Below are 24024 nucleotides of genomic sequence, written 5' to 3'. Positions count from 1 at the left end.
TAAAGGCATGTCTCTCCTCGGCCCCGTCCTCTCCCACCTCGCCAGCGGCACCCGTGTCCCCGACGAGCTGCGCGAGCAACTGGCGGCCGAGGAGCTTAGCGCGCTGCGGGCTGTGGAAGAAACTATGCGTGCCAATCACACGTGGCGGGTGATGTCGACGAAGCTTCTCGATGTCTCCCACATGCTCAACGCTGGCCGCGATTCGACAGACATCCTCCAGGCTATTGTGCGGCATGCGCGCTCCACCATCGGTACCGACGTGGGCTATCTCAGCCTCAACGATGAGGACACCGGCTTTACCAAGGTGCTGGCCACCAGCGGCGTGGTCACCGAGGAATTCCGCACCATCAACATGCCGATGGGCTCCGGAATCCTCGGCATCGTGGCCGCCACCAACCGCCCGGCGTGGACCTATGATCATTCCGCCGATCCTGATGTCACCCACGTGGACTACGTCGACCATGCGGTGCAGGCGGAGGGTATTCGCGGCATCCTCGGAGCCCCGATTCGCATCGGGGGCACAACCATCGGAGCGCTTCTCGTGGGTGACCGCCACCCACGCCACTACACGCACGAAGAAATCGCGGCCCTCGAGGTGCTGGGCTCTATCACTTCCGTAGCACTGGAGAATGCACAGGTCATTGAGAGCCAGGGCGAGTCCGTTGCCGAGCTGACCCGCTCTCAGATCGCATTGAGCCGCCACATCGAAGAGCTGCAATGGCTTAATGAGGTCAACACGCAGCTGCTCCACGTGCTCATGAACAATGCCAGCTTCGAGGAGCTCGAACGCGTGCTGGCGAAAAGCCTCGACGCTTCCGTGACGCTGTGGACCACGGAGGAGGCCCCGGATACTCCCCCGACCAGCACGTTCCCCGTCGAGTTTAACGGCCGTGAACTGGGCACAATCGGCGTGGACAAGGAGCTGAGCGACACCGAGCTCCGTGTCATCAGCCATGCTTCTGCTGCTTTTACCGCAATTGCGCTCTTTGCCGAAGCGCTTGTCGACGCCACCGCGCGCAAAGTCGACGACCTCGTCTACGCCGTGGCGCTGGGTAACGCTGGGCGCGAAGAAGTCGCCCGTCTGCGCCACCTGACAGGAATTAGCCTGAATTCTTCAGCGCAGCTGTATTTCGTTGGCGTGCACTCGGCTAAGGGGCTACCGACTCGCCCGCAGCTAGAGCACCTCTTGCCAGGTAATGCCGCTATCACGCACCACGACCAGCACGTGTGCGTGCTGTACCAACCTGATCGAGCAATTGATAAGGCGCTGGCCCCGCTGCTGTCTGAATTTCCTGATGTGACGGTATCCGCCATCACCTTCGATGGGCTGGATTCGGCACGCAGCGCCCACGATTCCGCCATGGCCTACCTGGAGTCAGCCCTTGCACTGGGAATGCGGGGCCACTTAGTCACCGAAGACACCCTGGGCACAGTCGGCCTCATCTTAGGCGCAGACCCGCAGGCGTTGAGCGCGCTGTCCACGCGCACGATTGGACCGCTGGTCCGTTATGACGAAGAGCATTCCACGGAGCTAACCGATACCGCCCATCACTACTTACTCTCCGGCCACAGCATCCCGCAGACTGCCCGAGCCATGTTCATCCACCCCAACACGGTGCGCCAGCGCCTCGATCGCATCGCGGAGCTCATGGGTGATAAGTGGGCCGTCGGCCAGCGCGGGCTTGATGTCTTCGTAGCGCTGCGCGCCCACGCGCTCAGGGGGTAGAGAATTCCCCACCCTCATGTATGTTGGGTGTATTTTTTCCCATATCGTTTCTGCCCTCTTAAACGTGACGTGGCGTACATTGCGAGGCATTAACCCCATCCGATGTCTGGAGGTATCAATGTCTGACACGATTACCATTCGCGGCGCCGTCTTGGAGCGTTCCGGCGATGAGCGCCCGTACGCCGAGTCCAAGCCCATCACCGTGAGCGAGCTCGAGCTCACCGGCCCCGGCGAAGGCGAGATCCTGGTCAAGATCACCGCCGCTGGCCTCTGCCACTCCGACCTATCTGTGGTCAACAACAACCGCCCGCGCCCACTTCCGATGCTGCTGGGCCACGAGTCCGCTGGCATCGTCGAGGAGATTGGCCCGGGCGTCACCAACGTCAAGGTCGGCGACCACGTGGTCATGACCTTCCTCCCGCGCTGCGGCGAGTGCGCCGGCTGCAAGACCGACGGCAAGATGCCGTGTGAGGTCGGCTCCAAGACCAACAACGAGGGCACCCTCATCCGCGGTACCCGCCACCTCACTCGTGACGGCGAGACGATCCAGCACCACCTGGGTGTCTCTGGCTTCGCTACCCACGCAGTTGTCTCCGAACTGTCTGTCGTCCCCGTCGGCTCCGATGTCCCGGCGGATATCGCCGCCATCCTTGGCTGCGCCATCCTCACCGGCGGCGGCGCCATCCTCAACGAGATCGATCCGAAGCCGGAGGACAGCATCGCCGTCGTCGGCCTCGGCGGCGTGGGCATGGCCGCGATCATCACCGCTGCCGCGCTCGGCGTGAAGGAGATCGTGGGCATTGATATGCAGAAGGACAAGTGCGAGAAGGCCATCGAAATCGGCGCTACCTCTGCGATGACCCCGCAGGAGGCAGAAGAGTCCGGCAAGAAGTTCACCGCTGTGGTGGAGGCCGCTGGCCACCCGAAGGCACTGGAGACCGCTTATAAGGTCACCGCACCGGGCGGTCTGACCGTGACCGTAGGTCTGCCGGCACCAGGCTCCACCATCACCATCGACCCGCTCGTAATGACCGCCGAGGCTCGCCGCGTCCACGGCTGCTACCTGGGATCCTCCGTTCCGTCGAAGGATATTCCGAAGTATGAGCAGCTGTGGCGTGAGGGCAAGCTCAACGCCGAGGCGCTGATCTCTGACCACATCAAGCTCGAGGACATCAACACCGCCATGGACCGCCTGTCTGACGGTGTGGCCCTGCGCCAGATCATCGAGTTCGACTAAATCGGCTCTTCCCGCTCCCCTGCTCTTTCGGGCCTCGCGCCGCTGCGTGCGAGGCTTTAACCCTTTTGAAAGGAGGCCGTCATGGCCGAAACTAACGCAGCCGCCGAGCCCGACGATCAGGGCATCGGTCAAGCATCACCGCACTGGAAGATGGGCCCCTTTGACGTCCGCTTGCCTTTCGTGCACTACCGCATGGAATGGCCGGACTTCGCCCAAGGCCTGTTTATGTGCGTGGTGGATCTGGGCGCTATCCCCCTGATGACCGAGGCCCTCGGCATGCCCTACGAGGCGGCACTGGCCGTCGTCATGCTCAACGGCCTTCTCTATTTGACCCACCACCTGCTCGGTGACCCTGTCATTCCTGGCTGGATCACTCCGGCTATCCCACTGCTAACCGTCTACATCCAAACCTTCCCGGAGGGCGAGCAGCGTGTCTGGGCGCTTATCAGTTTCCAGCTCATGTTGGGCATATTCTCTTTAACGCTAGGTGCAACAGGATTAGCATCGAAAGTCGTTCGCCTTATTCCGTCTGGCCTGCGCGCGGGAATTGTTCTCGGCGCCGGTATCGCCGCCATCATCTCGGTGTTTAAGGAGGACGGACGTTTCCACTCCTTCCCCATCACCATCACCATCGCGGTGGCCGTGGCCTTCTTCCTCATGTACTCCCGTGGATTCCAATCCCTGCGACAGAAGGCCGCCGGGTGGCGCTTCCTGGCCTCGCTGGGCATTCTGCCCGCCATTTTCATCGCGGTCTTCGTCGCGCCCCTGGCCGGTGAGGCTCCCTGGCCGGACGTAGAGTGGGGTTTCTCCAAACCGGATTTCATGACCCTGTGGTCTGAGTACACCGTCTTCGGTGTGGGCCTGCCCCCGGCACACATGTTCCTCACCGCTATCCCGACGGTACTGGCCGCCTACATCGTGGTCTTCGGTGACGTCTTGCAGGCCAACGCCGTGCTTAAGGAGGCAGATCACGTCCGCACGGACGAGGCCGTGGTTTACAGCCCATCGCGCGCACACCTGCTCTTTGGTGGCCGTAACATGCTGATGTCCATCATCGGCCCGGACATCGCCATGTGCGGCCCGCTGTGGGCGGCAATGCACGTGGTCATCGTCGAGCGCTACAAGCAGGGCAAGCGCGCCATGCGCTCCATTTTCGGTGGCGCGGGCTCCTTCCGTTGGGGTACCAACACGGGTCTTCTGCTGCTACCGATTACCTCCTTCGTTGAGCCCATCCTGCCGGTGGGTCTGGCACTGACGCTCATCATCCAGGGCTTCGTGTCTGTGCGCGTCGGCATCATGGAGGCTAAGAATCAGAAGGATCTTGGCATCGCGGGTGTCACCGCCGGCGTGCTGGCCACCCAAGGCGCAGCCTGGGGCTTTGCTGCCGGCATCATCATGGTGCTGGTCATCTACGGCAAGGACATGTTCAAGGACGAGCGCGACGGCACCATCCGCAACTTCGACGAAATCGACCCAGAGGAGGGCTTCGCCGACGCCCAAGCGAACTTCACGGAGCTGGCCGAGCTCAACGATCTGGATGCTGACGGACGCCCCATCGACCCCAACGCCCCGAAGCCGAAGGGCACAACGAACTAACTAAACGCCTGCTCCCCCGTCAGCACGCGGCCCAGAATCAGCGTGTGGATCTCATCGGTGCCCTCGTAGGTCCGCACCGATTCCAGGTTCGCAGCATGGCGCAGCGGCGAGTAGTCCGTGGTGATGCCGTTGCCGCCGAGGATGGTGCGGGCCTCACGGCAAATCTCGATGGCCGTGCGGCAATTGGCCAGCTTGCCCACGGAAATCTGATAAGGCTCCAACGTGCCAGCGTCCTTGGCGCGACCAAGCTGAAGAGCGAGAAGCTGGCCCTTGTTGAGCTCCACTGCCATGTCAACGAGCTTCTTCTGCGTGAGCTGGAAGGACGCCAAGGAGCGGTCAAACTGTCTACGCTCCTTCGCGTAGGCCAGGGCAGCTTCGAGTGAATCACGCGCAGCACCCAAAGCACCAAAGCTGATGCCGAAACGCGCCTCGTTGAGACACATGAACGGCCCCTTCAGCCCCGAGTGCTTGGGCAGCAGCGCGTCGCCAGGCAGTGCAACGCCGTTCAGCGCAATATCGCACTGAATGGACGCGCGCATGGACAGTTTGTTCGTGATGGGAGTCGCTGCAAACCCCGGGGTCGACGTCGGCACGATGAAGCCGCGCACGCCGGGCTCCACACCGGCAGCGGCAGCATCCTCCTCAGCAACCTTGGCCCAGATGATGGCCACTTTGGCCACGCTCGCCAGACCAATCCAGCGCTTCGCCCCATCCAGTACCCACTCACCAGAGTGGTAGCGCGCCGCCGTCGCCATACCTGCCGGGTCCGAGCCCGCGGTCGGCTCCGTCAGCCCGAAGCAACCAATCACGTCGCCCGAAGCCATTCTGGGAAGCCACTCCTGCTTTTGAGCTTCCGAGCCGTGCTTATAAATGGCGGACATCGCCAGCGACCCCTGCACGGAGACCACCGTGCGAATTCCGGAATCCCCTGCCTCCAATTCCTGCATGGCCAGCCCATACTCCACCGCAGAGCGCCCAGCGCAGCCGTAGCCCTCGAGGTGCATGCCAAACAGACCGGCCTCCGCGAGTACCGGGAAGATGGATTCTGGCAAGACGGCATCCTCGTACCACTGGGCAATGTGGGGCCGGATGTGCTCGTTGACCAGCGCAGCCACCCGATCCCGCGTGGCCTTTTCCTCATCGGTCAACAGGGATTCAATGCCGAGCAGATCCGTTGTCATGGCGCTCTCCTCTCAATTAGCGATACGAACCACAATTCGTATGTATAGTGATACGCAACACTTTACCTTTCAAGGAGGATCAATGCGCGCCCCCGACAACGCCATATCGGTCACCCTCGCCCTGAGGTGGTCCGATCAGGACGCGAACGCCCACGTCAACAACGCCACGATGGTCACCCTCATCGAAGAAGCTCGCGTTCGCGCCGCGAAGGACCTCACCGGGCCTTTCTCCACGGATACCTACGCTCATGTGGTCCGTTCCCTCGAGGTGGTCTACGACGCTGAGCTCACCTACACCGATTCCATCGAGGCGCGCGTGTGGGTCTCACGCATTGGAAATACGTCCTACCAGGTCTCCCACGAGCTCATTCAGGACGGGAAGTCCTGTGTGTTCGCCACGGCGACGCTGGTGCTTATCGACGTCTCACAGCGCCGCCCCATCCCCCTCCCCGAGGACCTCACTAAGCGTATGCGCGCCCATTATTCCGAATAGTCATTCACCTAAGGAGTTAGTCATGATTTCTACCCGCGTTACTGACATGCTCGGCATCTCACACCCCATCGTCCAAGGCGGCATGCAGTGGGTCGGTCGCGCCGAGCTCGCCGCCGCAGTATCCAATGCCGGCGGCCTCGGCGTCATCACCGCACTGACCCAGCCCACCCCAGAAGATCTGCGTCAGGAGATCCGCCGCGCCCGCGAACTTACCGACAAGCTTTTCGGCGTCAACCTCACCATGCTGCCGGCGATTACTCCGCCGCCTTACGCGGAATACCGCGACGTCATCATTGAAGAAGGTATAAAGATTGCCGAAACCGCCGGCAATAATCCGAAGGACCATATGCCAGCCTTCAAGGACGCGGGCGTCACCGTCATTCACAAGTGCACCTCGGTGCGCCATGCGATCAGTGCCCAGAAGGTCGGCGTCGACATCGTCAGCATCGATGGCTTCGAATGCGCCGGCCACCCCGGCGAAGATGACATTCCGGGCCTCGTCCTCATTCCGGCAGCTGCAGACCAGCTGGATATCCCCATCATCGCCTCCGGTGGCTTTGCTGATGGCCGCGGTTTGGCTGCCGCGCTCGCCTTGGGCGCAGAGGGCATCAACATGGGTACCCGCTTCGTTGCCTCCACGGAAGCGCCTGTGCACGAGAACGTCAAGCAGGCCATCGTCGAGCGCTCCGAGCTCGATACCCAACTCATCCTCCGCGAGCTGCGCAATTCCACCCGCGTGGCTAAGAACGCCGTCAGTGACGAGGTAGCCGAGCGCCTGGCCCAGGGCGCAGAGTTTGGCGATATCCGCCATCTCGTCGCCGGCAAGCGCGGCCGCGCGGTCTACGAAACCGGTGACCTGGATGCAGGTGTATGGACCTGTGGTACCTCGCAGGGACTTATCCACGACGTCGCCTCGTGTGCCGACATCGTCTCCCGCATCACTGCCGATGCCGAGCGCATCATTTCCTCCCTCACCACGCTTGTTAAGGACTAACCCATGACCGAAGCCATCCTGACCCGCCGTGAAGGTTCTGCCCTCATTGCCCAGATCAACAACTCTTCGCGCCGCAATGCCATAGCCAAGGAGCACTGCGTGGCACTGTCTGCCGCGCTTTCCGACGCCTCACAGGACCCCTCCATCCGCGCCCTCATCATCACCGGTGATGAGACTGCCTTCTGTGCAGGCGCGGACATCGTGGCGGCGGCCCAGGCCGCGGCTGCAGCACAGCAATCGGGCGAGGCCCCCAACCCAGCCCAGTCGACGATGCTGCCGCAACTCAATGCCCTCATCTCCGCGATTCAGACGGCTGAGGTGCCCGTCATTGCTGCCGTTGAGGGCGCTGCCGCCGGTGCCGGCGCCTCGCTGGCTTTTGCCTGCGATCTCATCGTGGCCGGCGAGGAATCTTATTTCACGCTGCCCTTTGGAAAGATTGGCCTCATCCCCGACGGCGGCGTAAGCCTGACTGCTGTCGCCTCACTAGGCCGTCATCGTGCACTCGCGCTGTCCCTGCTGCAGGACAAGCTGGGGGTTGAGGAGGCCGCGGAGGCGGGAATCATCGCTCAGCGCGCCCCTCAAGGCCAGGCGCTGGAGACCGCACTCAAGGCAGTAGAGCGCCTGCACATCGCGCCGCGCGATGCTCTGGCCAAGGCCAAGGAGGCCATCAACCGCACCGCGCTGAGCCAACTCGACGAGCAGCTCACGTGGGAAGAGTCCACGCAGTACGCTCAGATGGCCTCTGCTGGTCACAAGGAAGGTGTTATGGCCTTTCTGGAGAAGCGCCCGGCCACGTTCGACTAGAAAAGACGCACAGTCGATTGCCAGGCTGATTCCATGGCGATGCCAGCACGGCCCGCCATACTCATTCTTGTGCGTTTGAGAGAGCGCATGCGAGAGAGAGAGAACCCCTCCTCCCTCCGGAGGGCGGCTTAAGCCGATACACGGAGGGACGTGATAGAGACGCCGACGAGCCCCCTATTCCCTGGGGGCTCGTCGACGTTTTCGACTCCTCATTCGCCTGACCTTAGGCCTGCCTTACCCCCGTCCCTAACCCCGGGGACAACTCCCCACACCTTTCTTTCTCGGCTTCGATAGCGCTAACCAGCACAATCGCTCTCACACAGGAAACACACGGTGCACACGCGCTACCCCTCCCAGTAACGAACGAGCATTTTGAATAAAAAAGTTGCATACTAAGTCTCGTGCGTTGGAGAGAACGCACACAGAGAGAGATAGAGAGACTTCAGCGCTCGTGGCCCCCTTAAGCGTGTGGCCCGGGCGCTGAAGTTTTGCTTCAGGCAACCCACCCTTCGCCCTTCACGTCGTGCCCCCAAGATCGGCAAAAGCAAAAGCCCCCGCCTCAGCTCAATGAGGCAGGGGCGCAGGAACCTAGGAACCTAGGAGCTTCCTATTTTAGAAAGGGAGCTTGATGTTCAGGTTCAGGGTCTTGGCGATTACCGGGAAGGCAGCAGCAACAGCGGCCAGAACGCCGGCAACGATGCCGAAGATAGCCAGCGGGGTCGGCTTGCCGTCCTTGGAGGACAGAGCGTCGCGAGCGGAGCTCTTCTTGTCCTTAGACGGGGTCGGCTCAGCGGACTTGGACTCAGAAGGAGTAGTGGTTGCAGAAGCGGTCGTGGAGGAGTCAGAGGACTTGGTGGTGCTTGCAGACGAAGAAGCCTCAGAGGACTTGGAGGTGCTTGCAGACGAAGAAGCATCGGAGGACTTGGAGGTGCTTGCAGACGAAGAAGCATCGGAGGACTTGGTGGTGCTTGCAGACGAAGTAGCCTCAGAGGACTTAGTAGCGGAAGTGCTCTCGGATGCCTCAGAGGACTTGGTGGTGGTAGCGGACGCAGAAGCCTCAGAGGACTTGGTGGTGGTAGCGGACGCAGAAGCCTCAGAGGACTTGGTCTCGGAAGCGGACTCAGATTCCTTCGGCTCGGTAGTCTCTTCGGACTCGGGAGCCTCAGACTCGGAGCTCGTTGCCTCAGAGCTGGAGGACTCAGACTCAGACTCCTCGTCTGCGGACTCAGGAGCCTTAGCGTCGCCGTTCTTTACGTGAGTCTCCATATCCGCTGCAGTGATGACCTCATCGACGTCCTTGCCAGACTCATCCTTGGAATCAGGGGCAGGAACAAAGTCACCCTTAGAGTTCTTGTGGTAGGTCACACCGTTGTAGACCAAAGTGTCAGACAGCGAAACGCCTTCGTTTGCGGCGAAGGCGACGGTGGTGCCACCAAGAACGAGGGCGCTGGACAGGGCAGCTGCAGCAAGGGTGCGCGAAATCTTCATGAGTATCTCCTATAGGGATTCGAATACTAGGGAGCCAAGATTTGACCGACACTAACGATAGTCACATTCATCTGTAGCTTCGTAGAAATTTCGCTTTATACCCCCCGTGAGCGAAAAAGAAAGAATGCTCAACCTACGCGCGTGGAACCGTAGAAAATTCGTGGCTATCTGGCATTTTTGTTTAGCACCACTGACTGACCCTGTCGCGTCGAAAAAATCTAAAAAGATTTCGTGGGCTACCCCCATCGTGCGGTAGTCACTATGCCGGAGAGGTAGCGGAGAGTCAGGGAAACACCCTCAACGAGATAGAGCGCCTATTGAAATTCCTTATGGAAATCCGGTTGCGGCCACCAGTCCCCAACTCATACGCTTAGTCGCGTGGCTGATAACGAAAAGGTTTCGGAGACTATTGCGGAGTGGCGCAGGCTGGAGCGAGCCCGCGCGCGGTTTGATGCGGAAGCACGCCGAGAGCACGGCATTTCCGGTTCCCATCTCAATCTTCTTCGCCTCATCGATAAGAAAGGCCCCATCCCGATTCTGCAGCTGCGTAAGGAGTTGGGCTGGCAGCCAGCCACCATTGGTCAAGCGGTGAAGCGATTGGTGCGCGATGACCTCATTTCTATTGTCGAAGACCCTGCAGACCTTCGCCGCCGTCTGTGCGCCATCACCGAAGAAGGCCGTCACTTCCTGCTCCATGTGCCACTCACCGGCCCGGCGCGTCTGCGCACCTATGAGGTCAGCGAAGAAGAGCTCGAGGCGATGAAGCGCGGCTTTGAGATCGCGCTAACCGCCTTCGGTTATGAGAACTGGAGTGATGTCGACTAGCCGCCCAGCTCTCGCTACCGCTTGTCTAATTTTCCCCGCAACCGGTGGTAACGAGGCGCTGCGCCACGTGAGTAAACACGTCGAGGCCCGCTAGGCAGTCGGCCTCAGTGGTGAACTCCTTTTCATTGTGAGAGATGCCGTCAACGGAGGGGATGAAGAGCATTACCGTTGGCACCATCTCCTTAAGGTTGGTCGAGTCATGGCCGGCCACCGTATAGATCTCCTGGTAGGGGTAGCCACGCTCCTCAACGACCTCGCGCGCCAACGCCACGCCAACGGCCGGGTAAGGGTTCAGAGCCCACTCGTGGGTCGGGGTCAGCTCCACTGAGGTGCGGGATTCTTGCTCCGCAGCAGAAATGATCTCTTGCAAGCGCTCGAAGGCAGCATCGAGAACCTCCGTGGAGGGTGAGCGCACGTCGATGTTAAAGCGCACCTCACGGGCAATCGTTACCGGTGAGTTTGGTTCCAGCGTGAGCTGGGAGACCGAAGCCTGCAGCTGCCCCTCCGGGAATTCGTGAGTAAGGCGCTCAACCTCCGCGATGATGAGAGAGGCACCGAAAAGGGCGTCCTTCCTATCAGCCATGAGCGTGGATCCCGTATGGCCTTGTTCACCGGAAACTACTGCCTGGAACTTCTTTGCTCCCCACGTGGCGGTGACCAATCCGATGGTGTTGCCGTTGGCTTCGAGCTCTTTGCCTTGCTCGACATGGATCTCCGCGTAGGACGCGAGCTTGGGGGCTTCACTGCGCGGGGCCCAGCCCGCGGCCTCCTGCGCTTCGGCGACGGTGACGCCAGCGAGGTCGGTGGCTGAGTGGGCGTCGGCAAGCGTGAGCGTTCCCGTGAATACGGAACTGCCCATCATGGACGGTGCGAAGCGTGAGCCTTCCTCATTGAACCAGTTGATGACCGCAAGGTTGTAGCGTGCGTCAACACCCGACTGGGCCACGCGGCCTGCTGCATGTGCCGCCGCAAGCACGCCATAGGCGCCGTCGAAGCGGCCGGCCAAAGGTTGGGAATCCAAGTGCGACCCTAGGCCGACGAACGGAACGCCGGGGTTGAGTTCAAAGAGTCCGTACTGGTTGCCAATCTCGTCATAGATAACACGTGCGCCGAGGGATTCGAGGACCTCGTGGAACCAGGCACGGTTAAGGTTATCGCCCTCGCTGGCGGCCTGGCGTTCCACGCCGCCGCCGGGGGTAGCGCCGTTGGCGGACATGGCCTGGAAATCGGCCAGAAATTGTTCGTTGGTGGTTTCTCGCATCAATATCTCCTTAGAAGCTTCCGTAACGCAGCTCGCCGCCCACGATGGTGGCGGCCACGTCGATGGTGGATAAATCGTCAGTGTTCAGAGGGTCCTGGGAGAGCAGCACGAAATCTGCAAGCTGTCCTGGAATAACCTGGCCTTTTCGGCCCGCCCAACCAGTTGCTGCGGCAGAGCCGGCGGTGTAGGCATAGAGCGCTTCGGCGGGCGTGAGGCGGTCGGCAGGGCCAAAGTCCTGGCCGGTCTCAGTGCGGCGTTCGATGGCTGCTTTCATAACGTCGAGCGGCACGCCGGGCGCTACGGGTTGATCGGAGCTGCCGGGGAGGATGAGGTCGGCGGCGAGAAGCCGCTTGCCCGGGTAGCTCCACGCGGCGCGCTCCGGCCCCAGCGCCTTCGCCATCGCATCGCCAAACGTCGAGATGAACAGTGGCTGCGGCACCACCACGATGGGTTTGCCGCGCAGGCGCTCAATCTGGTCGGGGCGCACAATGCCGCCGTGCTCGATGCGGTGCGGCATGTCTGGAACTCCATTTTTCTCCACAGCCATCTCCAGCGTCTCAATCGCAAAGTCCACTGCTGCGTCACCGATGGCATGGATGGCCAGAGACCAGCCGGAATTTGCGGCCTTGAGCGCGCGCTCGCGCATCTGCTCAGGATCTCCCTGGAAGTATCCGTGGTGCTGGCAGCAGGCATACTCTTCCGTCAGCGCAGCAGTGGTGCCGAGGATAGAGCCATCACTAAACATCTTCACTGGTCCGATCTGCAGCCATTCATCGCCGAAACCGGTGCGTACACCGCCATCGAGGCCCCAGCCGGGCCCATCGGATGCGTGGCCGGAAATCTCGTGGAGGACGTCCATGGTCACCATGATCTGCATGCGGGTGTGCAGGGTGGCGTTCTGGTACGCCGCGATTTCACGGGGGCTATGTCCGATCCAGCCGCCGGCCACGCCCGCATCTGTCACTGAGGTAAGCCCGCGCTCGAGGTAGCGGCGCGTGGCCAGCTCCAAGGCGCGCGCAATCTCCTCGCCCGATTCCGGAAGTGTGACGTTCTGAATGAGTCGCATGGCGTTTTCATCGACGAGTCCGGTGCAGTTTCCTTCTTCATCGCGGACAAACTCACCGCCCTCCACCTCCGGCGGGTCGGCCGGGTCAATGCCCGCTGCGCGCAAGGCCGCAGTATTAACGGTGTACGCATGCCCAGAGTTGTGTTTGATGAGCAGCGGCCTGCCGTCCGTGGCGCGGTCCAGCTCCGCAATAGTTACCGGAGCATCCAGGCCCGAAGGTCTAAATCCAGAGGCGATGATCCAGCCGTCCGGGTTGGGCTCGGCGGGGCTGAGGGCCGAGTAGACGTCGTTAGGTGTGGCGGCTTGGGAAAGGTCGACCTCGAGTAGCGTTTGCCCAAACCACACGGTATGCGAGTGCGCATCGTTAAAACCCGGGGTCAGGGTATGCCCGCCGGCGTCCCACGTGGCACCCGCGGGGAGTGCACGTGCGGCATCATCCAGCGCGAGGATACGGCCGTTAGCAAAGGCCACCGCACTCGCCACTGGGCGGGCAGGGTCCTGAGTAAGAATGTGAGCGTTATCGATGAGCGTAATCATGTAACCTCCTTGTGTCGTTCACCACATACTAATGCGCGTCATGACGCATACCTCAGCGTTAGGGCGTTGTACTAGCCACGGCGGTGTAAGGTTGTGCATATGCACGAGGATCGGTGGCGTGAGATTGTCACGGAGGTTCATAGCGATATCCCCCGATTAGTGGAGGATTTTCTCACTGCTTTCACCGCGGCTGGCCGCTATGGCGATTCGCTCGTGAGCGAGGATGAGCTGCGCCTGACAGCCTTCGAAGTCTTTGCTCGGATTACAGAAGTGCTGGTAGGCGCCATGGACAAGTCGGAGTTGCGCACTCACGCGCAGAATCTGGGCCGGCGGCGCGCGCAGCAGGGCGTGGAGTTGGCCTCGCTTATCGACGCCATCCAGCTCGACTTCGACGTCCTCTGGACCCGCCTGCGCGAGGCCGCCGGTACGGACCAATCCACGCTCATTGAGCACGTGGCCCACCTGCATTCCGTTGTGACGTTGTACAACCTCATGGTGCGCGATGCCTACCGGGTGGAGGAAGCCCGCAGCCAGCACGACGTGCGCCTAGCCCACGCGCGCCACTTGGAGCGCCTTCTCGCAGCCGAGGACATTGACCCACTCGTGGTCGCCGAAATTGCTCGCGCCCTCGACGTGGACGCAGATACCCACGTCCACGTCGTTGTCGCACATCCCACCGCCGCTGTGGATTTACGCGCGCTTCTCGACGCCCCCATTGCCTCCGGCACCGCCTTTGGCCACGGCACTCGCGGCATGTTCGTGGCCTTTTGGCCCGCAGGCGCAGGCGCACACGCTTCAGTAGACAGCCACAAGCTGGCGGCGATTCCAGGAGTACGCTTCTCCACGGTGAAAGGTCTCGCTGGCGTCCGCACGGCCGCCCGCCAAGCCCCACGCCTCTTCGATGCCACTGGAACACTCCCCCGCCTCATCGATGCGTCCGATCTCCTTTGGGCAGTGGCCGGCGATGCCATCGCCAACTTCGAGGGAAGCCCCATCACTCAGGCCACGGAAGCCATCACAACACTGCGCACTACGAATGCTCCGGTCTACGACACCCTCGCGACCTACCTCGACACCGGCTCCATTAAGAGCACCGCTGAGGCCCTCCACTGCCACCGCAACACGGTTATCAACCGCCTCCACCACGTAACTACAGCCACCAGCCTCGACGTCACCCAACCCAAAGGTGCGGCGCTCGCGCTTCTTAGCCTTTATCGCGCACAGCCATAGTCAAGAAGACTATGCAGATTCACATCGCTGCTTCTAAAACCTGGGCTACTGCATAAGAATTGCCCTCACCCCCTTTGCTTAAAGGTGATGTAGATCTACTATCAGCACGAACGGTCATCCATATCACACAAGGAGCCATTCGTCATGACCACAACTCAGCAACCCCCAGCAGCCTCAGCACCGCCCAGTGCCGAGGAAATTCACGTTGAATCCAAAGATGTCTTCCGGATTGCCAGTTCCGCCTTCGTCGGAACGGCGCTGGAGTGGTACGACTTCTTCCTCTTCGGCACTGCCGCGGCTCTCGTATTTAACGAGCTCTTTTTCTCCGGCATGTCAGGAACGGGTGCAACCCTCGCCTCCCTAGCCACATTTGGAGTTGGCTTTCTAACCCGGCCGCTCGGCGCGATTATTTTCGGCCAAATTGGTGACAAAATGGGCCGCCGACCAGCGCTCATCATCTCCATCGTGGTTATTGGTGTGGCAACCGGAGTCATTGGGCTTCTTCCAACATACGGCTCAATCGGCATATGGGCACCCATAGCGCTCGTCATTCTGCGCCTACTTCAGGGAATCGCCGTCGGCGGCGAATGGGGTGGCGCCACCACCATGGCCATCGAACATGCACCGGCCGAAAAGCGCGGTCGCTATGCCGCATTTGTCCAGATCGGCTCCCCCGCCGGCACCCTGATGTCCTCCGGCGCTTTCGCCCTCGTCCTCATGCTCAACGACGATGCTGTCAGCTCCTGGGGATGGAGGATTCCTTTCCTCATCGCTTTCCCATTTCTTGCTATCGCACTGTGGATTCGTAACAAAGCTGAAGAGTCCCCGGTGTACAAAGCTCTTGAGGAAGAGGCAGAAGCCGATGAAGACGCCCAGAAAGGTTCTCTCAAGGAACTTTTCACCGAGCATTTCCCCCAGCTGTGTCTAGCCTCTGCAGCGGCTTTCCTGGGCATCGGCGGCTTCTTTGTCATGAGCACCTACGTCTTGTCGTACGCCACAACGGCCCTCGGCTTCGAACGCCAAACTGTCGTCAATGCAACGCTTCTCGCTGCGGTGTGCATTGGCCTCTCCCTCGTCACAATTACGTATTCGGTATCGGGTGTCCTTCTTTCCGAGGTTTTCCCAGCCAACGTCCGCTACTCCGGCGTGGCCATCTCTGCGAACATCGCCTCCGCAGTTTCGGGACTCCTTCCCTTCCTGGCCACAGCTATGAATGCGTCTAACGACACCCCGAGCTCAATTCCCGGCATCATCATCCTTGCGGCAGTAGCACTGATCACTGCATTCGGCGGCTTCGCTGGCGAGAAGCACCGTCGCCACGACGATGTCGTCATCAAGGACTAAGCCAAGCCCGATGTGGGCCGGCGAGGCCCGCCCAAGTAAGATCGATGGTTATGCCTCAAGAGCTCTCATCTTCGTCCTTGAACCAACGCGCTCGTCGCATCGTTGCGTGGGTTGCAGCCCTGAACCTCATTGGTTTCTTTGGCGAGTTCATCGTCGGCTGCATCATCGGCTCGGCATCACTGTTTGCTGATGCAGCCGATTTTCTCGAGGACTTCCTCATCAACGCGCTGGTACTCGCGGCACTGAGGTGGTCGGCGGCGGGGCGTCGGAAAGCGAGCTACGGCCTTGCAGGGCTGATTTTGATTCCTGCGCTGGCGTCATTTGGCATGGCGATATGGAAAATCATCAACGGAGCTATTCCCGAGCCACTTGCTCTGTCTGGCACCGCCCTCGTGGCCATGGTCATCAACCTCGTATGCGCAGTACTACTCATTCAGCTACGCCATGGAAGCGCCCTGACGCGCGGCGCGTGGCTAGCGGCCCGCAATGACGTGGCCGCCAACATCCTCATTATTGGCGCGGGTCTTCTCATGATGGTGTGGGCAAGTCCCTGGCCGGACATCGTGGTGGGAATTCTGATTGGCGCTATCAACCTGCGCGCGGCAGCTGAGGTTTTCGAGCAGGCGCGCGCAGAGGATCCAGAAATCGAAGAGGACTAGACGTCGTTAACTTCAGCATGTTTTAAGTCGAGCACGTCAATTTCTGCAATTTTGCTTGCACCTTGCGACTCGAAAAGTAACTTCCCAGCCTCTCTTTTTGAACACATTTCACCCCCGGATTAGGTCATCCTTTAGTTGATGCCCAAACGGTCAAGAAGACGTTTTCCCAGAATACGGTCTAGATGCCAAGGACGAGGTAAACGCAATTTTCTTAGCCAATTGTTTACCTGCGTGTCACCCTATCGAAATGTGCTTTGCATCCCAAAAATATTAACAATCCTCAGGATGCGGGATCCTGAAAGCTCTCTTAGAGTGGCTTCACGTCACGCACTGAGCGATACAGCGCAGCACAGCGAAACCGAAGTGCGTCACCACATTGCCCCAAACATTTTCAAGCATTTTCATTCAGGAGAACAATCATGACCATGCGTCGTCGTACCGCTGGCCTCGTTGCCAGCCTTGCGATTGCAGGCACCGCCCTCATCGCACCGGCTGCATCCGCAGCAACCCACACCGAGTCCTACCCGGAGACCCCGGCCGTCAACGCCAAGCTTCCGATCGTTCACACTTCCCACGGTTCCGACCACATGAAGGCCAACGTCCTCAACCCGCGTCCGGTATGTAACCCGTGGGAGGACCACCGCACCGTGGTCTACAAGGTGACCGACACCTTCATGCCGGCTGGCACCATCTCCACCACCAACCAGACCAAGAAGGACATCCCGCTGCAGCAGGACCTGTCCAAGTCCCAGTCCATCACCCTGTCCGTCAACGGTGACCGTACCGAGACCACCTCCATGAACATGGGCGGCAAGGGCTCCGGCAAGGGCGCTGAGGGCTCCTTCGGCGTCTCCCACCAGATTGCCACCAAGCTCGGCGCTTCCGCTTCCTACTCCCTGTCCTGGGAGGCTGGCCAGTCCATCGGCCCGTACGACGTTCCGCCGAACCACACCGGTGAGGCTACCTACGGCTTCCGCGTTCTGAACATGACCGGTACCCAGCAGTACTGCAAGCCGAACGGCACCTGGTCCACCCCGACCTTCTGGTCCGCCATGCAGCCGATGAAGAACGAAGTTCGCGTCAAGCTCTACGACGACATCGCTGACTCCTACGCTCCGAACAAGAACGCTCAGAACACCACCGACGTCAACGACCCGAAGGTTGTTGAGGAGGAGAAGTCCCCGGAGACTGACGCTGAGGTTCTGAAGGACAACGAGGTTGCTCCGGAGGAGAAGGTTGTCTCCGAGGCCGAGGGCAAGAAGGAAGAGGAAGCTGACAAGAAGCTTCAGGACAAGGTTGACAAGGGCGAGGCTACCGAGGCTCAGAAGAAGCTCGATCTCAAGCCGGTTCTGACCACCTCTGGCGCAAAGCACGCTGGTTTCGCCGGCACCGTTGCTCTCCGCCTGGAGAACGTCGGTACCGAGCGCTACTACGGCGACTTCCCGGCTGTTCAGTACCGCGTTGACGTGAAGACCGCTGAGGGCCCGAAGGGCGTTGACCGCCTCATCACCCCGCGTTCCTCCAACGGTGCTCACATCCGTGACCTGGGCTTCAACGAGAAGACCTCCACCCGCTCCTTCGAGGTCACCCTGGCCAACCCGATTAACGCTGGTGATTCCGCTCGCGTTGCCAACCTGGACTTCGGCGATGGCAACACCAAGGAAGGCCGCATCAAGAACTACATCGAGGTCACTCAGATTTCCCGCCTGAAGGGTGACGACTCCAGCGACAACGACCAGAACGTTGACTCCCGCGAGATCACCGTAAAGGACACCGGCAAGAAGGCTGAGGGCCTGTTCTAAGTAACAGTCCCCTCCTCGCCGCCCCCTTGCAGCAGAGAGAGTGCAGCCCGCCGGCGCTTAGTCCGGTAATGAGAGAGTGAGTAAACCCCGACCGACAAGGTCGGGGTTTTCTTTCTGTCTAAACACTCCGGGCTCCTCTATTACTTCTCTGTAGCGGGCCCTTCCCTTTTTTACTAACACCACACGACCTTCGCGCCAACGAGCGGCAGCACACAGGCCATTTACGCTGCGCACCCCTAGTTGGCTATTGTGAACAAATGCATTTCTCTCGTTCCGCACTTGCGGGCCTTCTCTCGGTGGGGCTGATCTTCTCCCCTACCCACGTGCAGCCGGCACAGGCGCAGGCGCCAGACACGATGAGCAGCGCTCTCACCAATATTGATCAGTACGCCTCTGCATTCGATCCCATCGCGCTGGGTCCTTTAGCACCAGTACTCTTCAGCGAGAACGTCTTCGCCGCCTGGGGCCACGTGCTCCAGCAACTAAAGCTTCCCGTCGTACCACCAGAAGCGACTCGCCCGCCAGCGACCACAGCACCAGCACAGCTGCGCGAGCTGAGGCACATCCAAGACAACGTGTGGGAGTTCAAGGCCTATTCGCCTGCTATGGACCGTGTCATCACCAATGACATCATTCTCCCGCCGGGAGGAGTGGAGAATACACAGCCCCGCCCGACCTATTACCTGCTCGGTGGCGCGGGCGGCGGTGAGGACGCACTGTGGTGGGATGGCGGCGGCGCGTCCGAGTTCTTCCGCGACAAGCACGTAAACGTCGTATCGCCACGCGGTGCTTATGGCTCGATGATGTCGGATTGGGCTCAGCCTCACGACACCCACGGAAAATACAAGTGGGCCACCTACCTGACCAAGGAGCTCCCCCAGCTCATCGACGCTGAGTTTCATGGCACTGGCCGTGACGGCATCGCCGGCCTCAGCAACTCTGGTGGCCCGGCATTGGAACTGGCCACCTTTGATCCGCGGTTCAAAGTAGCTGGTTCCTTTTCCGGCTGCCCCTCGACCACGGGTGTTCTCGCGCAGGGATTTGCGTGGGTCAGTGCGGCGTATTACGGCACAGACCCGGCACGCTCCTTCGGCGCGCCATGGGATCCGGCGTGGGCACAGCACTCACCGGTTCTCAACCTCGATCAACAAAAGGGACGGAAGACCTTTGCTATCGTCTCTCGCGGTGCCCCGGCAGACTTTGACGTCGACATTGAGGACTCACCTTTACCCGCGCTGGGCCTTAATGAAAGGTTGGACTATTGGTGCAGTGCCCATTACGCCAAGCAAGCCACCGCCGCCGGCGTTGACCTTGACTACTACGAGCTTCCGGCAGGGCGACACACGTGGGGCCTATTCCGCCGTGAACTGGCCATCAGTTGGGCCACGGTGGGCCCAGTACTCGGGGTGGAGTAACGCGTCCGCTGAGTTTGCCGACACACCCCCTCTTCACCCCCTTCTTTCGTGAGGTTCCCCACCAGTGAACTTCTAGAACACCGCACACTGTCGAACTAAAGTCAGTGCTTATGAATGTTATGGATACTTGGGAGCCCACATTGGGCACCGGACCACTGTTGGGAATTGCGGTGGCGGCCATCGCCGTCATCCTCGTCCTCGTCATCCACTTCAAGGTGCACGCCTTCGTCACCCTCGTCACTGTCTCCGCGCTGACTGCCCTCGCCGCTGGCATCCCGCTGGATGGCGTGGTTCCGACCATGACGAGTGGCTTCGGTTCGACCTTGGGTTCCGTGGCCTTGCTGGTGGGCTTGGGCGCCATGATCGGACGCTTGGCGGAGACTTCCGGCGGCGCCAAAACGCTTGCCGACGCCCTCGTAAAACTCTTCGGCGAAAACAAAGCACCCCTAGCACTGGGCGTAGCCTCGCTCATCATGGGCTTCCCCATCTTCTTCGATGCGGGACTCATGGTGATGCTGCCGGTCATCTTTGCCGTCGCCAGGCGCTTGGATGGCCCAGTCCTGGCCTACGGTATCCCCGCCGCCGGCGCGTTTTCCGTCATGCACGTCTTCGTGCCACCGCACCCGGGACCTGTCGCCGCCGGTGAGTTCTTCAGCGCGGACATCGGCCTGATCCTCATCTTCGGTCTCCTCGTTGCACTGCCCACGTGGTATCTCTCCGGCTACCGCTTCGGACTTCACCTGGGAAAGAAGTACCCGTTCCGTCTGGAAGAAGCCGTAACCGGTGCGCTCGTCAGCGACGCCGAGCTGCCGGATCGCCCGGCCTCCCCTGCCTCGGTTATCGGGGTTCTGCTCATCCCGATGGTGCTTATCTTTGGCAATACCGGGTTGACCACACTGGGCACGGCTGGGGTTGTCGATCCTTCTGCCACGTGGGTACGCTTCTTCATCTTCTTGGGACAGACTCCGATCGCTTTGCTGATTACCACTCTGGTGGCGATGGCCGTGCTGGGTCTGCGCCGCGGCGAAGGCAAGAGCGCAATTGAAAAGACTGTGGAGTCTTCCCTCGGCCCCATTTGTTCTGTCATCCTCATCACCGGTGCCGGCGGCATGTTCGGCGGTGTGCTGCGCACAAGCGGTATCGGTGATGCTTTGGCAGATTCCATGTCCGGTCTCGGCATCCCGGTCATCCTGGCCTGCTACCTCATCGCTGTAGCCCTGCGCCTGGCGCAAGGTTCAGCCACCGTTGCTCTCACCACGGCCGCCGCACTGATGGTGCCCGCCGTTGAGGCCGGCGGTTTCAATGAAATTCAGCTGGTCCTCATCACGCTTGCTACCGCGGCCGGCTCCGTCTTTGGCAGCCACGTCAATGACTCGGGCTTCTGGCTCGTCGGCCGGCTCATGGGCATGGACGTATCGACCACGCTGCGGACCTGGACGGTAAACCAAGCGCTGATTTCCTCAATCGGCTTCGGCATTGTCCTTATCTTCTACGGCGCCGCCGCGCTGCTCTAGCGCCGCAGCTGGAGCAGCGGCAGGATCTCGAAAGCACCAGCCAACCCGGAAACCTGACTTGGCCATTTTAGTGCGGAACAATCCCACCCCACCGCCGAAAACCACCAGGTAGCAGCGTCGAGAGAGACGTTGCTCACCCTCCAACGGCCTAAGCCGGGTCACAACGGCCGTTTCCGAAGTGCACTGCACGTATCTGCCTTCGCGAAACGGAATGCCTTCTTCGCGCCCCTCGCAACGTGCAACGTTTGCGTGCCTTCATTGGCATGCTGGAGGCGTCTGACAAAAGGCACCAGTCATAAGGCGTTTTCACGGCTGAAAACGCCATTTACTTATTGCAGATGGCGTTTTTAGACCCAAAGATGCCTTTTGCCAGATGCCTTCTGCAGGACGCCCTTCAGACTTAGGCCATTTTAGTGCGCTGAACAATCCCACCCCACCGCCGAACAACACCAAGTAGCAGTGTCAAGAGTGGCGTTGCTCATCCACCCATGACTTAAGTCAGGAAGCACCAGCTAAGCCCGCAAGTACTCGGCCGCCGCGGCAGCAAGGTCCTCCGGCGCGGCGCTGACATCCAGCACCAGCCCTGCTTCCTCTGGCCGCAGATCCTCGAGCGTCTCGAACTGTGAATCAAGCAAGGACACTGGCATGAAGTGCCCAACGCGATGGCTCATGCGCTCCTTGAGCAGCTCATAAGAGCCGTGCAGATGCACAAATACGGTGTCCGGCGCTGCGGCACGAATGATCTCGCGGTAGGAATGCTTGAGTGCAGAGCAACCGACGATGGCTCCATTCTCGTGCTCCGCAAGGAAGCGCCCGATCGATTCGAGCCAGGGTTGCCGGTCGAGGTCATTGAGCGCCTGCCCCGAGGCCATTTTCTCGATGTTCGCCGCCGGGTGCATATCGTCCCCATCCCGAAAGGGCAGGCCAGTGCGCTGTGCTAGCAACTCCCCGACCGTAGACTTGCCACAGCTCGAGACTCCCATAACCACGACGTGCTTGCGCATCAATCCTCCTTAAGAATGCCGCGCGCTACCTGACGTAGCGCGATATAACGCTGCGCGCTTAGCGCAGTGGCGCGTAGCCAAAGTCGCCGCGTTGCACTTCGCCACGAGCGTTCGGGTCAAAGGTGGCGCACAGAGCGGCCGCCACGTAGCGCACACCGCCCTCCGGGGAGGACGAGCCCACACGCTCAGCGCAGTTCTGCAGCGCAGGCAGGCCGATGTCCTGCCCCGGCCTCGTCATGGAGAAGAAAGACGCGGCCATCATGGTGTTGCCATCGGCGCGCACGTATTCCGAGGAGCCCTTGATTGCCTGCCAAGCAATCGCCCCGACGGGATCAGTGCGGAATTGGTCCCGCTCAGTCTGGGTTAGCTCAGCGTTGGCGGCGGGCACGGAGAAAGACGCAACGAGTAACGCAGCGCTTGCGGCAATAAGGCGTAACTTTTTCATAGGAATACTGTATCCCCACAACAGAGGGATTGTCTCAGCGTTTGCTATTTGCTGTCTACAAAGAGAGCTTCGCGTATCCGCCGAATCCCAGCAGGACCCACGCGACAACAACCACCCAGCAGGCGAACCCCAGCCGCGCGCAGTTCCACCGCAGCCTCGGGCAGGCTCATCGTCTCGGCAGGAGCCGGCCCCCAGTCATGAGCACCATAATCCCAGGACTCACCACTGTTGGGACAAGCCAGCAGCGGCTTATCTGTCCCTGCACGAAGCCTATTCACCACCGCGAGCGCCTGCGAAGGACTCACGCAGTTCACACCCATAGCGCCCAACCGCGGTGCGTGATTGGCCAATTCGATAACGCGCGATAGCTTCGCCGGGTCAGCAGCAATAGCACCGGTAATGCTCAGCGCAAAGGGCTTGGGTTGATCCGAGAGAAGTTCCAGCAGGGCTGCGACTTCATCAACGTTGGGGATGGTTTCTGCAAGGAGGAAATCCGCGTCCGTATCCGCGAGCACCGCTACCCTGCGAGCATGCCAGCGCTTCAGCTCACCGCGGGTAAGGCCATAGGCCCCGTCATAATCGGTACCCGTGCCCGGACCCGCACCATAGGGGCCAATGGATGCGGCGACCAGCAGGTGAGGATGAGCACTGCGCTTATCGACGACCTCCCGAACCGCCCCACGAGCCACCTCAACACTGCGGCGTAGAAGGGCCTCCGCCTCCTCGCCAAGAACATCGAAGGTGACTTGATAGGAGGCTGCGGTGGCCACCTGGGCGCCAGCGGCAAAGAACGCAGCATGGGCTGATTTGATAAGCGCGGGGTTCTCACGCAGCACTCGCGCTGACCACAACGGGCCTGAAATGTCGTACCCCTGGGCTTCGAGAAGGGTTCCGAGCCCGCCGTCGAAAAGCAGTGGCGCATCAAAAAGTCCCATGCTGTTTGAGCCTAACAGCTGCTTGTATCCAGTGGCCGAGCTATGCCCCGCACTGCGTCCACAGTGGCGCTGTGTGTGAAGGCGTCGCCTTTCCCTCAACCGCCACACATAAGTGCAAATTATCCATTCCCAGGAAGAATCCATAATTTTCCATAGAAACACCCAAGGTTTTAGACATAGTTGACCCGTCATCAACTAAAGGCCCGGGATGCGCGACTGTGACCCTGAGCAGCCACCCCCGATCCCCGCCCCCACTCGCCCTAGTTTCTGAATCAAACTATGCAAATTTAGGCAAAAAGAGCCCGAAAGTCAATAAACCCTTAGAACCAGGTGGAGAAGCGCCGCAAACCTAAGTGCAATCCTTAACGGTGCTGGTCAGCTAGCATTTCCAAGGCATCGCAAGCTTTAATTTTAGGTGGAAACAACCGCACGCCACGCGGGATTCATACCGCCGCTTGAGGCCCGATA

Annotated in this window: 20 protein-coding genes; 13 read left to right on the top strand and 7 right to left on the bottom strand. The window is 60.5% G+C overall.

From position 1 onward, the window contains the following. Positions 1-7 precede the first annotated feature (7 nt). The 3 genes from I6J26_RS09140 to I6J26_RS09130 all read left to right on the top strand — a co-directional run bounded on the left by I6J26_RS09140 (position 8) and on the right by I6J26_RS09130 (position 4559). Positions 8-1726 (top strand): helix-turn-helix domain-containing protein, encoded by a 1719-nt coding sequence (locus I6J26_RS09140; RefSeq protein WP_115021334.1) that lies wholly within the window; start codon positions 8-10, stop codon positions 1724-1726. Positions 1727-1844: 118 nt separating this feature from the next. Further along, a complete protein-coding gene (locus I6J26_RS09135; RefSeq protein ID WP_115021333.1) occupies positions 1845-2963 on the top strand; it encodes an alcohol dehydrogenase catalytic domain-containing protein in 1119 nt (372 codons plus the stop codon). Positions 2964-3044: 81 nt separating this feature from the next. Further along, positions 3045-4559 carry a hypothetical protein gene (locus tag I6J26_RS09130; protein WP_115021332.1) on the top strand — a complete coding sequence of 505 codons (1515 nt, stop codon included), beginning with the start codon at positions 3045-3047 and terminating at the stop codon, positions 4557-4559. Here I6J26_RS09130 and I6J26_RS09125 read toward each other — a convergent pair. After that, positions 4556-5740 (bottom strand): acyl-CoA dehydrogenase family protein, encoded by a 1185-nt coding sequence (locus I6J26_RS09125; protein ID WP_115021331.1) that lies wholly within the window; start codon positions 5738-5740, stop codon positions 4556-4558. The two genes, I6J26_RS09130 and I6J26_RS09125, sit on opposite strands and share 4 nt — an antisense overlap. Before the next feature lie 82 nt (positions 5741-5822). Here I6J26_RS09125 and I6J26_RS09120 point away from each other — a divergent pair, with 82 nt between their 5' ends. Genes I6J26_RS09120 through I6J26_RS09110 form a run of 3 tightly spaced genes read left to right on the top strand, consistent with a single transcriptional unit; the run spans position 5823 to position 8031 of the window. Next, the gene (locus I6J26_RS09120) at positions 5823-6233 is read left to right on the top strand and encodes an acyl-CoA thioesterase (RefSeq protein WP_115021330.1); all 411 of its coding nucleotides are present in this window, start codon (positions 5823-5825) and stop codon (positions 6231-6233) included. 22 nt (positions 6234-6255) lie between these two features. Next, on the top strand, positions 6256-7227 hold the full coding sequence (locus tag I6J26_RS09115) for an NAD(P)H-dependent flavin oxidoreductase (protein ID WP_115021329.1): 972 nt from the start codon (positions 6256-6258) through the stop codon (positions 7225-7227). 3 nt (positions 7228-7230) lie between these two features. After that, positions 7231-8031, top strand: coding sequence for an enoyl-CoA hydratase-related protein (locus tag I6J26_RS09110; RefSeq protein WP_115021328.1), 801 nt, complete (start codon positions 7231-7233; stop codon positions 8029-8031). 612 nt (positions 8032-8643) lie between these two features. Here the strand turns inward: I6J26_RS09110 and I6J26_RS09105 are convergent. Further along, positions 8644-9519 carry a hypothetical protein gene (locus I6J26_RS09105; protein WP_115021327.1) on the bottom strand — a complete coding sequence of 292 codons (876 nt, stop codon included), beginning with the start codon at positions 9517-9519 and terminating at the stop codon, positions 8644-8646. 378 nt (positions 9520-9897) lie between these two features. Between I6J26_RS09105 and I6J26_RS09100 the strand changes: the two genes are divergently transcribed. Further along, positions 9898-10344 (top strand): MarR family winged helix-turn-helix transcriptional regulator, encoded by a 447-nt coding sequence (locus I6J26_RS09100; RefSeq protein ID WP_115021326.1) that lies wholly within the window; start codon positions 9898-9900, stop codon positions 10342-10344. A 25-nt stretch (positions 10345-10369) separates the two neighbouring features. On the opposite strand, the gene I6J26_RS09095 is transcribed toward I6J26_RS09100, so the two are convergent. Together I6J26_RS09095 and I6J26_RS09090 are read right to left on the bottom strand one after the other, a co-directional pair. Beyond that, positions 10370-11605: a M20 family metallo-hydrolase gene (locus I6J26_RS09095; RefSeq protein ID WP_115021325.1), complete on the bottom strand. Its 1236-nt coding sequence runs from the start codon at positions 11603-11605 to the stop codon at positions 10370-10372. A 10-nt stretch (positions 11606-11615) separates the two neighbouring features. Further along, positions 11616-13208: an amidohydrolase gene (locus tag I6J26_RS09090; protein WP_115021324.1), complete on the bottom strand. Its 1593-nt coding sequence runs from the start codon at positions 13206-13208 to the stop codon at positions 11616-11618. Positions 13209-13307: 99 nt separating this feature from the next. Here I6J26_RS09090 and I6J26_RS09085 point away from each other — a divergent pair, with 99 nt between their 5' ends. From I6J26_RS09085 to I6J26_RS09060, 6 genes are all read left to right on the top strand, one after another. Beyond that, positions 13308-14438 carry a helix-turn-helix domain-containing protein gene (locus I6J26_RS09085; RefSeq protein ID WP_115021323.1) on the top strand — a complete coding sequence of 377 codons (1131 nt, stop codon included), beginning with the start codon at positions 13308-13310 and terminating at the stop codon, positions 14436-14438. A gap of 144 nt (positions 14439-14582) precedes the next feature. Further along, positions 14583-15782: an MFS transporter gene (locus tag I6J26_RS09080; RefSeq protein ID WP_115021322.1), complete on the top strand. Its 1200-nt coding sequence runs from the start codon at positions 14583-14585 to the stop codon at positions 15780-15782. A gap of 50 nt (positions 15783-15832) precedes the next feature. Further along, positions 15833-16441, top strand: coding sequence for a cation transporter (locus I6J26_RS09075; RefSeq protein ID WP_115021321.1), 609 nt, complete (start codon positions 15833-15835; stop codon positions 16439-16441). A gap of 419 nt (positions 16442-16860) precedes the next feature. Beyond that, complete coding sequence (locus I6J26_RS09070) at positions 16861-18243, top strand: hypothetical protein (RefSeq protein WP_115021320.1); 1383 nt, start codon at positions 16861-16863, stop codon at positions 18241-18243. A gap of 257 nt (positions 18244-18500) precedes the next feature. Then, a complete protein-coding gene (locus tag I6J26_RS09065) occupies positions 18501-19658 on the top strand; it encodes an alpha/beta hydrolase (protein ID WP_115021319.1) in 1158 nt (385 codons plus the stop codon). Between the two features lie 119 nt (positions 19659-19777). Beyond that, a complete protein-coding gene (locus I6J26_RS09060; RefSeq protein WP_115021318.1) occupies positions 19778-21172 on the top strand; it encodes a GntP family permease in 1395 nt (464 codons plus the stop codon). Between the two features lie 512 nt (positions 21173-21684). Here the strand turns inward: I6J26_RS09060 and I6J26_RS09055 are convergent. From I6J26_RS09055 to mmuM, 3 genes are read right to left on the bottom strand one after another with little or no spacing between them, the layout of a single operon-like run. Further along, on the bottom strand, positions 21685-22176 hold the full coding sequence (locus I6J26_RS09055) for a gluconokinase (protein ID WP_115021317.1): 492 nt from the start codon (positions 22174-22176) through the stop codon (positions 21685-21687). 58 nt (positions 22177-22234) lie between these two features. Then, positions 22235-22621, bottom strand: a complete 387-nt coding sequence (locus tag I6J26_RS09050; RefSeq protein ID WP_115021316.1) for a hypothetical protein — start codon at positions 22619-22621, stop codon at positions 22235-22237. A gap of 44 nt (positions 22622-22665) precedes the next feature. Beyond that, positions 22666-23556 carry a homocysteine S-methyltransferase gene (mmuM, locus tag I6J26_RS09045; RefSeq protein ID WP_115021315.1) on the bottom strand — a complete coding sequence of 297 codons (891 nt, stop codon included), beginning with the start codon at positions 23554-23556 and terminating at the stop codon, positions 22666-22668. Between the last annotated feature and the right edge of the window lie 468 nt (positions 23557-24024).

Source organism: Corynebacterium minutissimum, from assembly GCF_016889765.1.
Taxonomy (GTDB): domain Bacteria; phylum Actinomycetota; class Actinomycetes; order Mycobacteriales; family Mycobacteriaceae; genus Corynebacterium; species Corynebacterium minutissimum_B.
Note: the sequence above shows the minus strand (reverse complement) of the source record. Positions and strands in the feature narration are given on the sequence as shown.

Excerpts from the sequence above, each read along its gene's own strand:
- I6J26_RS09050 (WP_115021316.1), bottom strand. The coding sequence starts at position 22,621 with ATGAAAAAGTTACGCCTTATTGCCGCAAGCGCTGCGTTACTCGTTGCG.
- I6J26_RS09090 (WP_115021324.1), bottom strand. The coding sequence starts at position 13,208 with ATGATTACGCTCATCGATAACGCTCACATTCTTACTCAGGACCCTGCC.
- I6J26_RS09060 (WP_115021318.1), top strand. The coding sequence starts at position 19,778 with ATGGATACTTGGGAGCCCACATTGGGCACCGGACCACTGTTGGGAATT.
- I6J26_RS09095 (WP_115021325.1), bottom strand. The coding sequence starts at position 11,605 with ATGCGAGAAACCACCAACGAACAATTTCTGGCCGATTTCCAGGCCATG.
- I6J26_RS09130 (WP_115021332.1), top strand. The coding sequence starts at position 3,045 with ATGGCCGAAACTAACGCAGCCGCCGAGCCCGACGATCAGGGCATCGGT.
- I6J26_RS09070 (WP_115021320.1), top strand. The coding sequence starts at position 16,861 with ATGACCATGCGTCGTCGTACCGCTGGCCTCGTTGCCAGCCTTGCGATT.
- I6J26_RS09115 (WP_115021329.1), top strand. The coding sequence starts at position 6,256 with ATGATTTCTACCCGCGTTACTGACATGCTCGGCATCTCACACCCCATC.
- I6J26_RS09105 (WP_115021327.1), bottom strand. The coding sequence starts at position 9,519 with ATGAAGATTTCGCGCACCCTTGCTGCAGCTGCCCTGTCCAGCGCCCTC.
- I6J26_RS09080 (WP_115021322.1), top strand. The coding sequence starts at position 14,583 with ATGACCACAACTCAGCAACCCCCAGCAGCCTCAGCACCGCCCAGTGCC.
- I6J26_RS09085 (WP_115021323.1), top strand. The coding sequence starts at position 13,308 with ATGCACGAGGATCGGTGGCGTGAGATTGTCACGGAGGTTCATAGCGAT.
- I6J26_RS09140 (WP_115021334.1), top strand. The coding sequence starts at position 8 with ATGTCTCTCCTCGGCCCCGTCCTCTCCCACCTCGCCAGCGGCACCCGT.
- I6J26_RS09135 (WP_115021333.1), top strand. The coding sequence starts at position 1,845 with ATGTCTGACACGATTACCATTCGCGGCGCCGTCTTGGAGCGTTCCGGC.
- I6J26_RS09065 (WP_115021319.1), top strand. The coding sequence starts at position 18,501 with ATGCATTTCTCTCGTTCCGCACTTGCGGGCCTTCTCTCGGTGGGGCTG.
- mmuM (WP_115021315.1), bottom strand. The coding sequence starts at position 23,556 with ATGGGACTTTTTGATGCGCCACTGCTTTTCGACGGCGGGCTCGGAACC.
- I6J26_RS09120 (WP_115021330.1), top strand. The coding sequence starts at position 5,823 with ATGCGCGCCCCCGACAACGCCATATCGGTCACCCTCGCCCTGAGGTGG.
- I6J26_RS09110 (WP_115021328.1), top strand. The coding sequence starts at position 7,231 with ATGACCGAAGCCATCCTGACCCGCCGTGAAGGTTCTGCCCTCATTGCC.
- I6J26_RS09125 (WP_115021331.1), bottom strand. The coding sequence starts at position 5,740 with ATGACAACGGATCTGCTCGGCATTGAATCCCTGTTGACCGATGAGGAA.
- I6J26_RS09075 (WP_115021321.1), top strand. The coding sequence starts at position 15,833 with ATGCCTCAAGAGCTCTCATCTTCGTCCTTGAACCAACGCGCTCGTCGC.
- I6J26_RS09055 (WP_115021317.1), bottom strand. The coding sequence starts at position 22,176 with ATGCGCAAGCACGTCGTGGTTATGGGAGTCTCGAGCTGTGGCAAGTCT.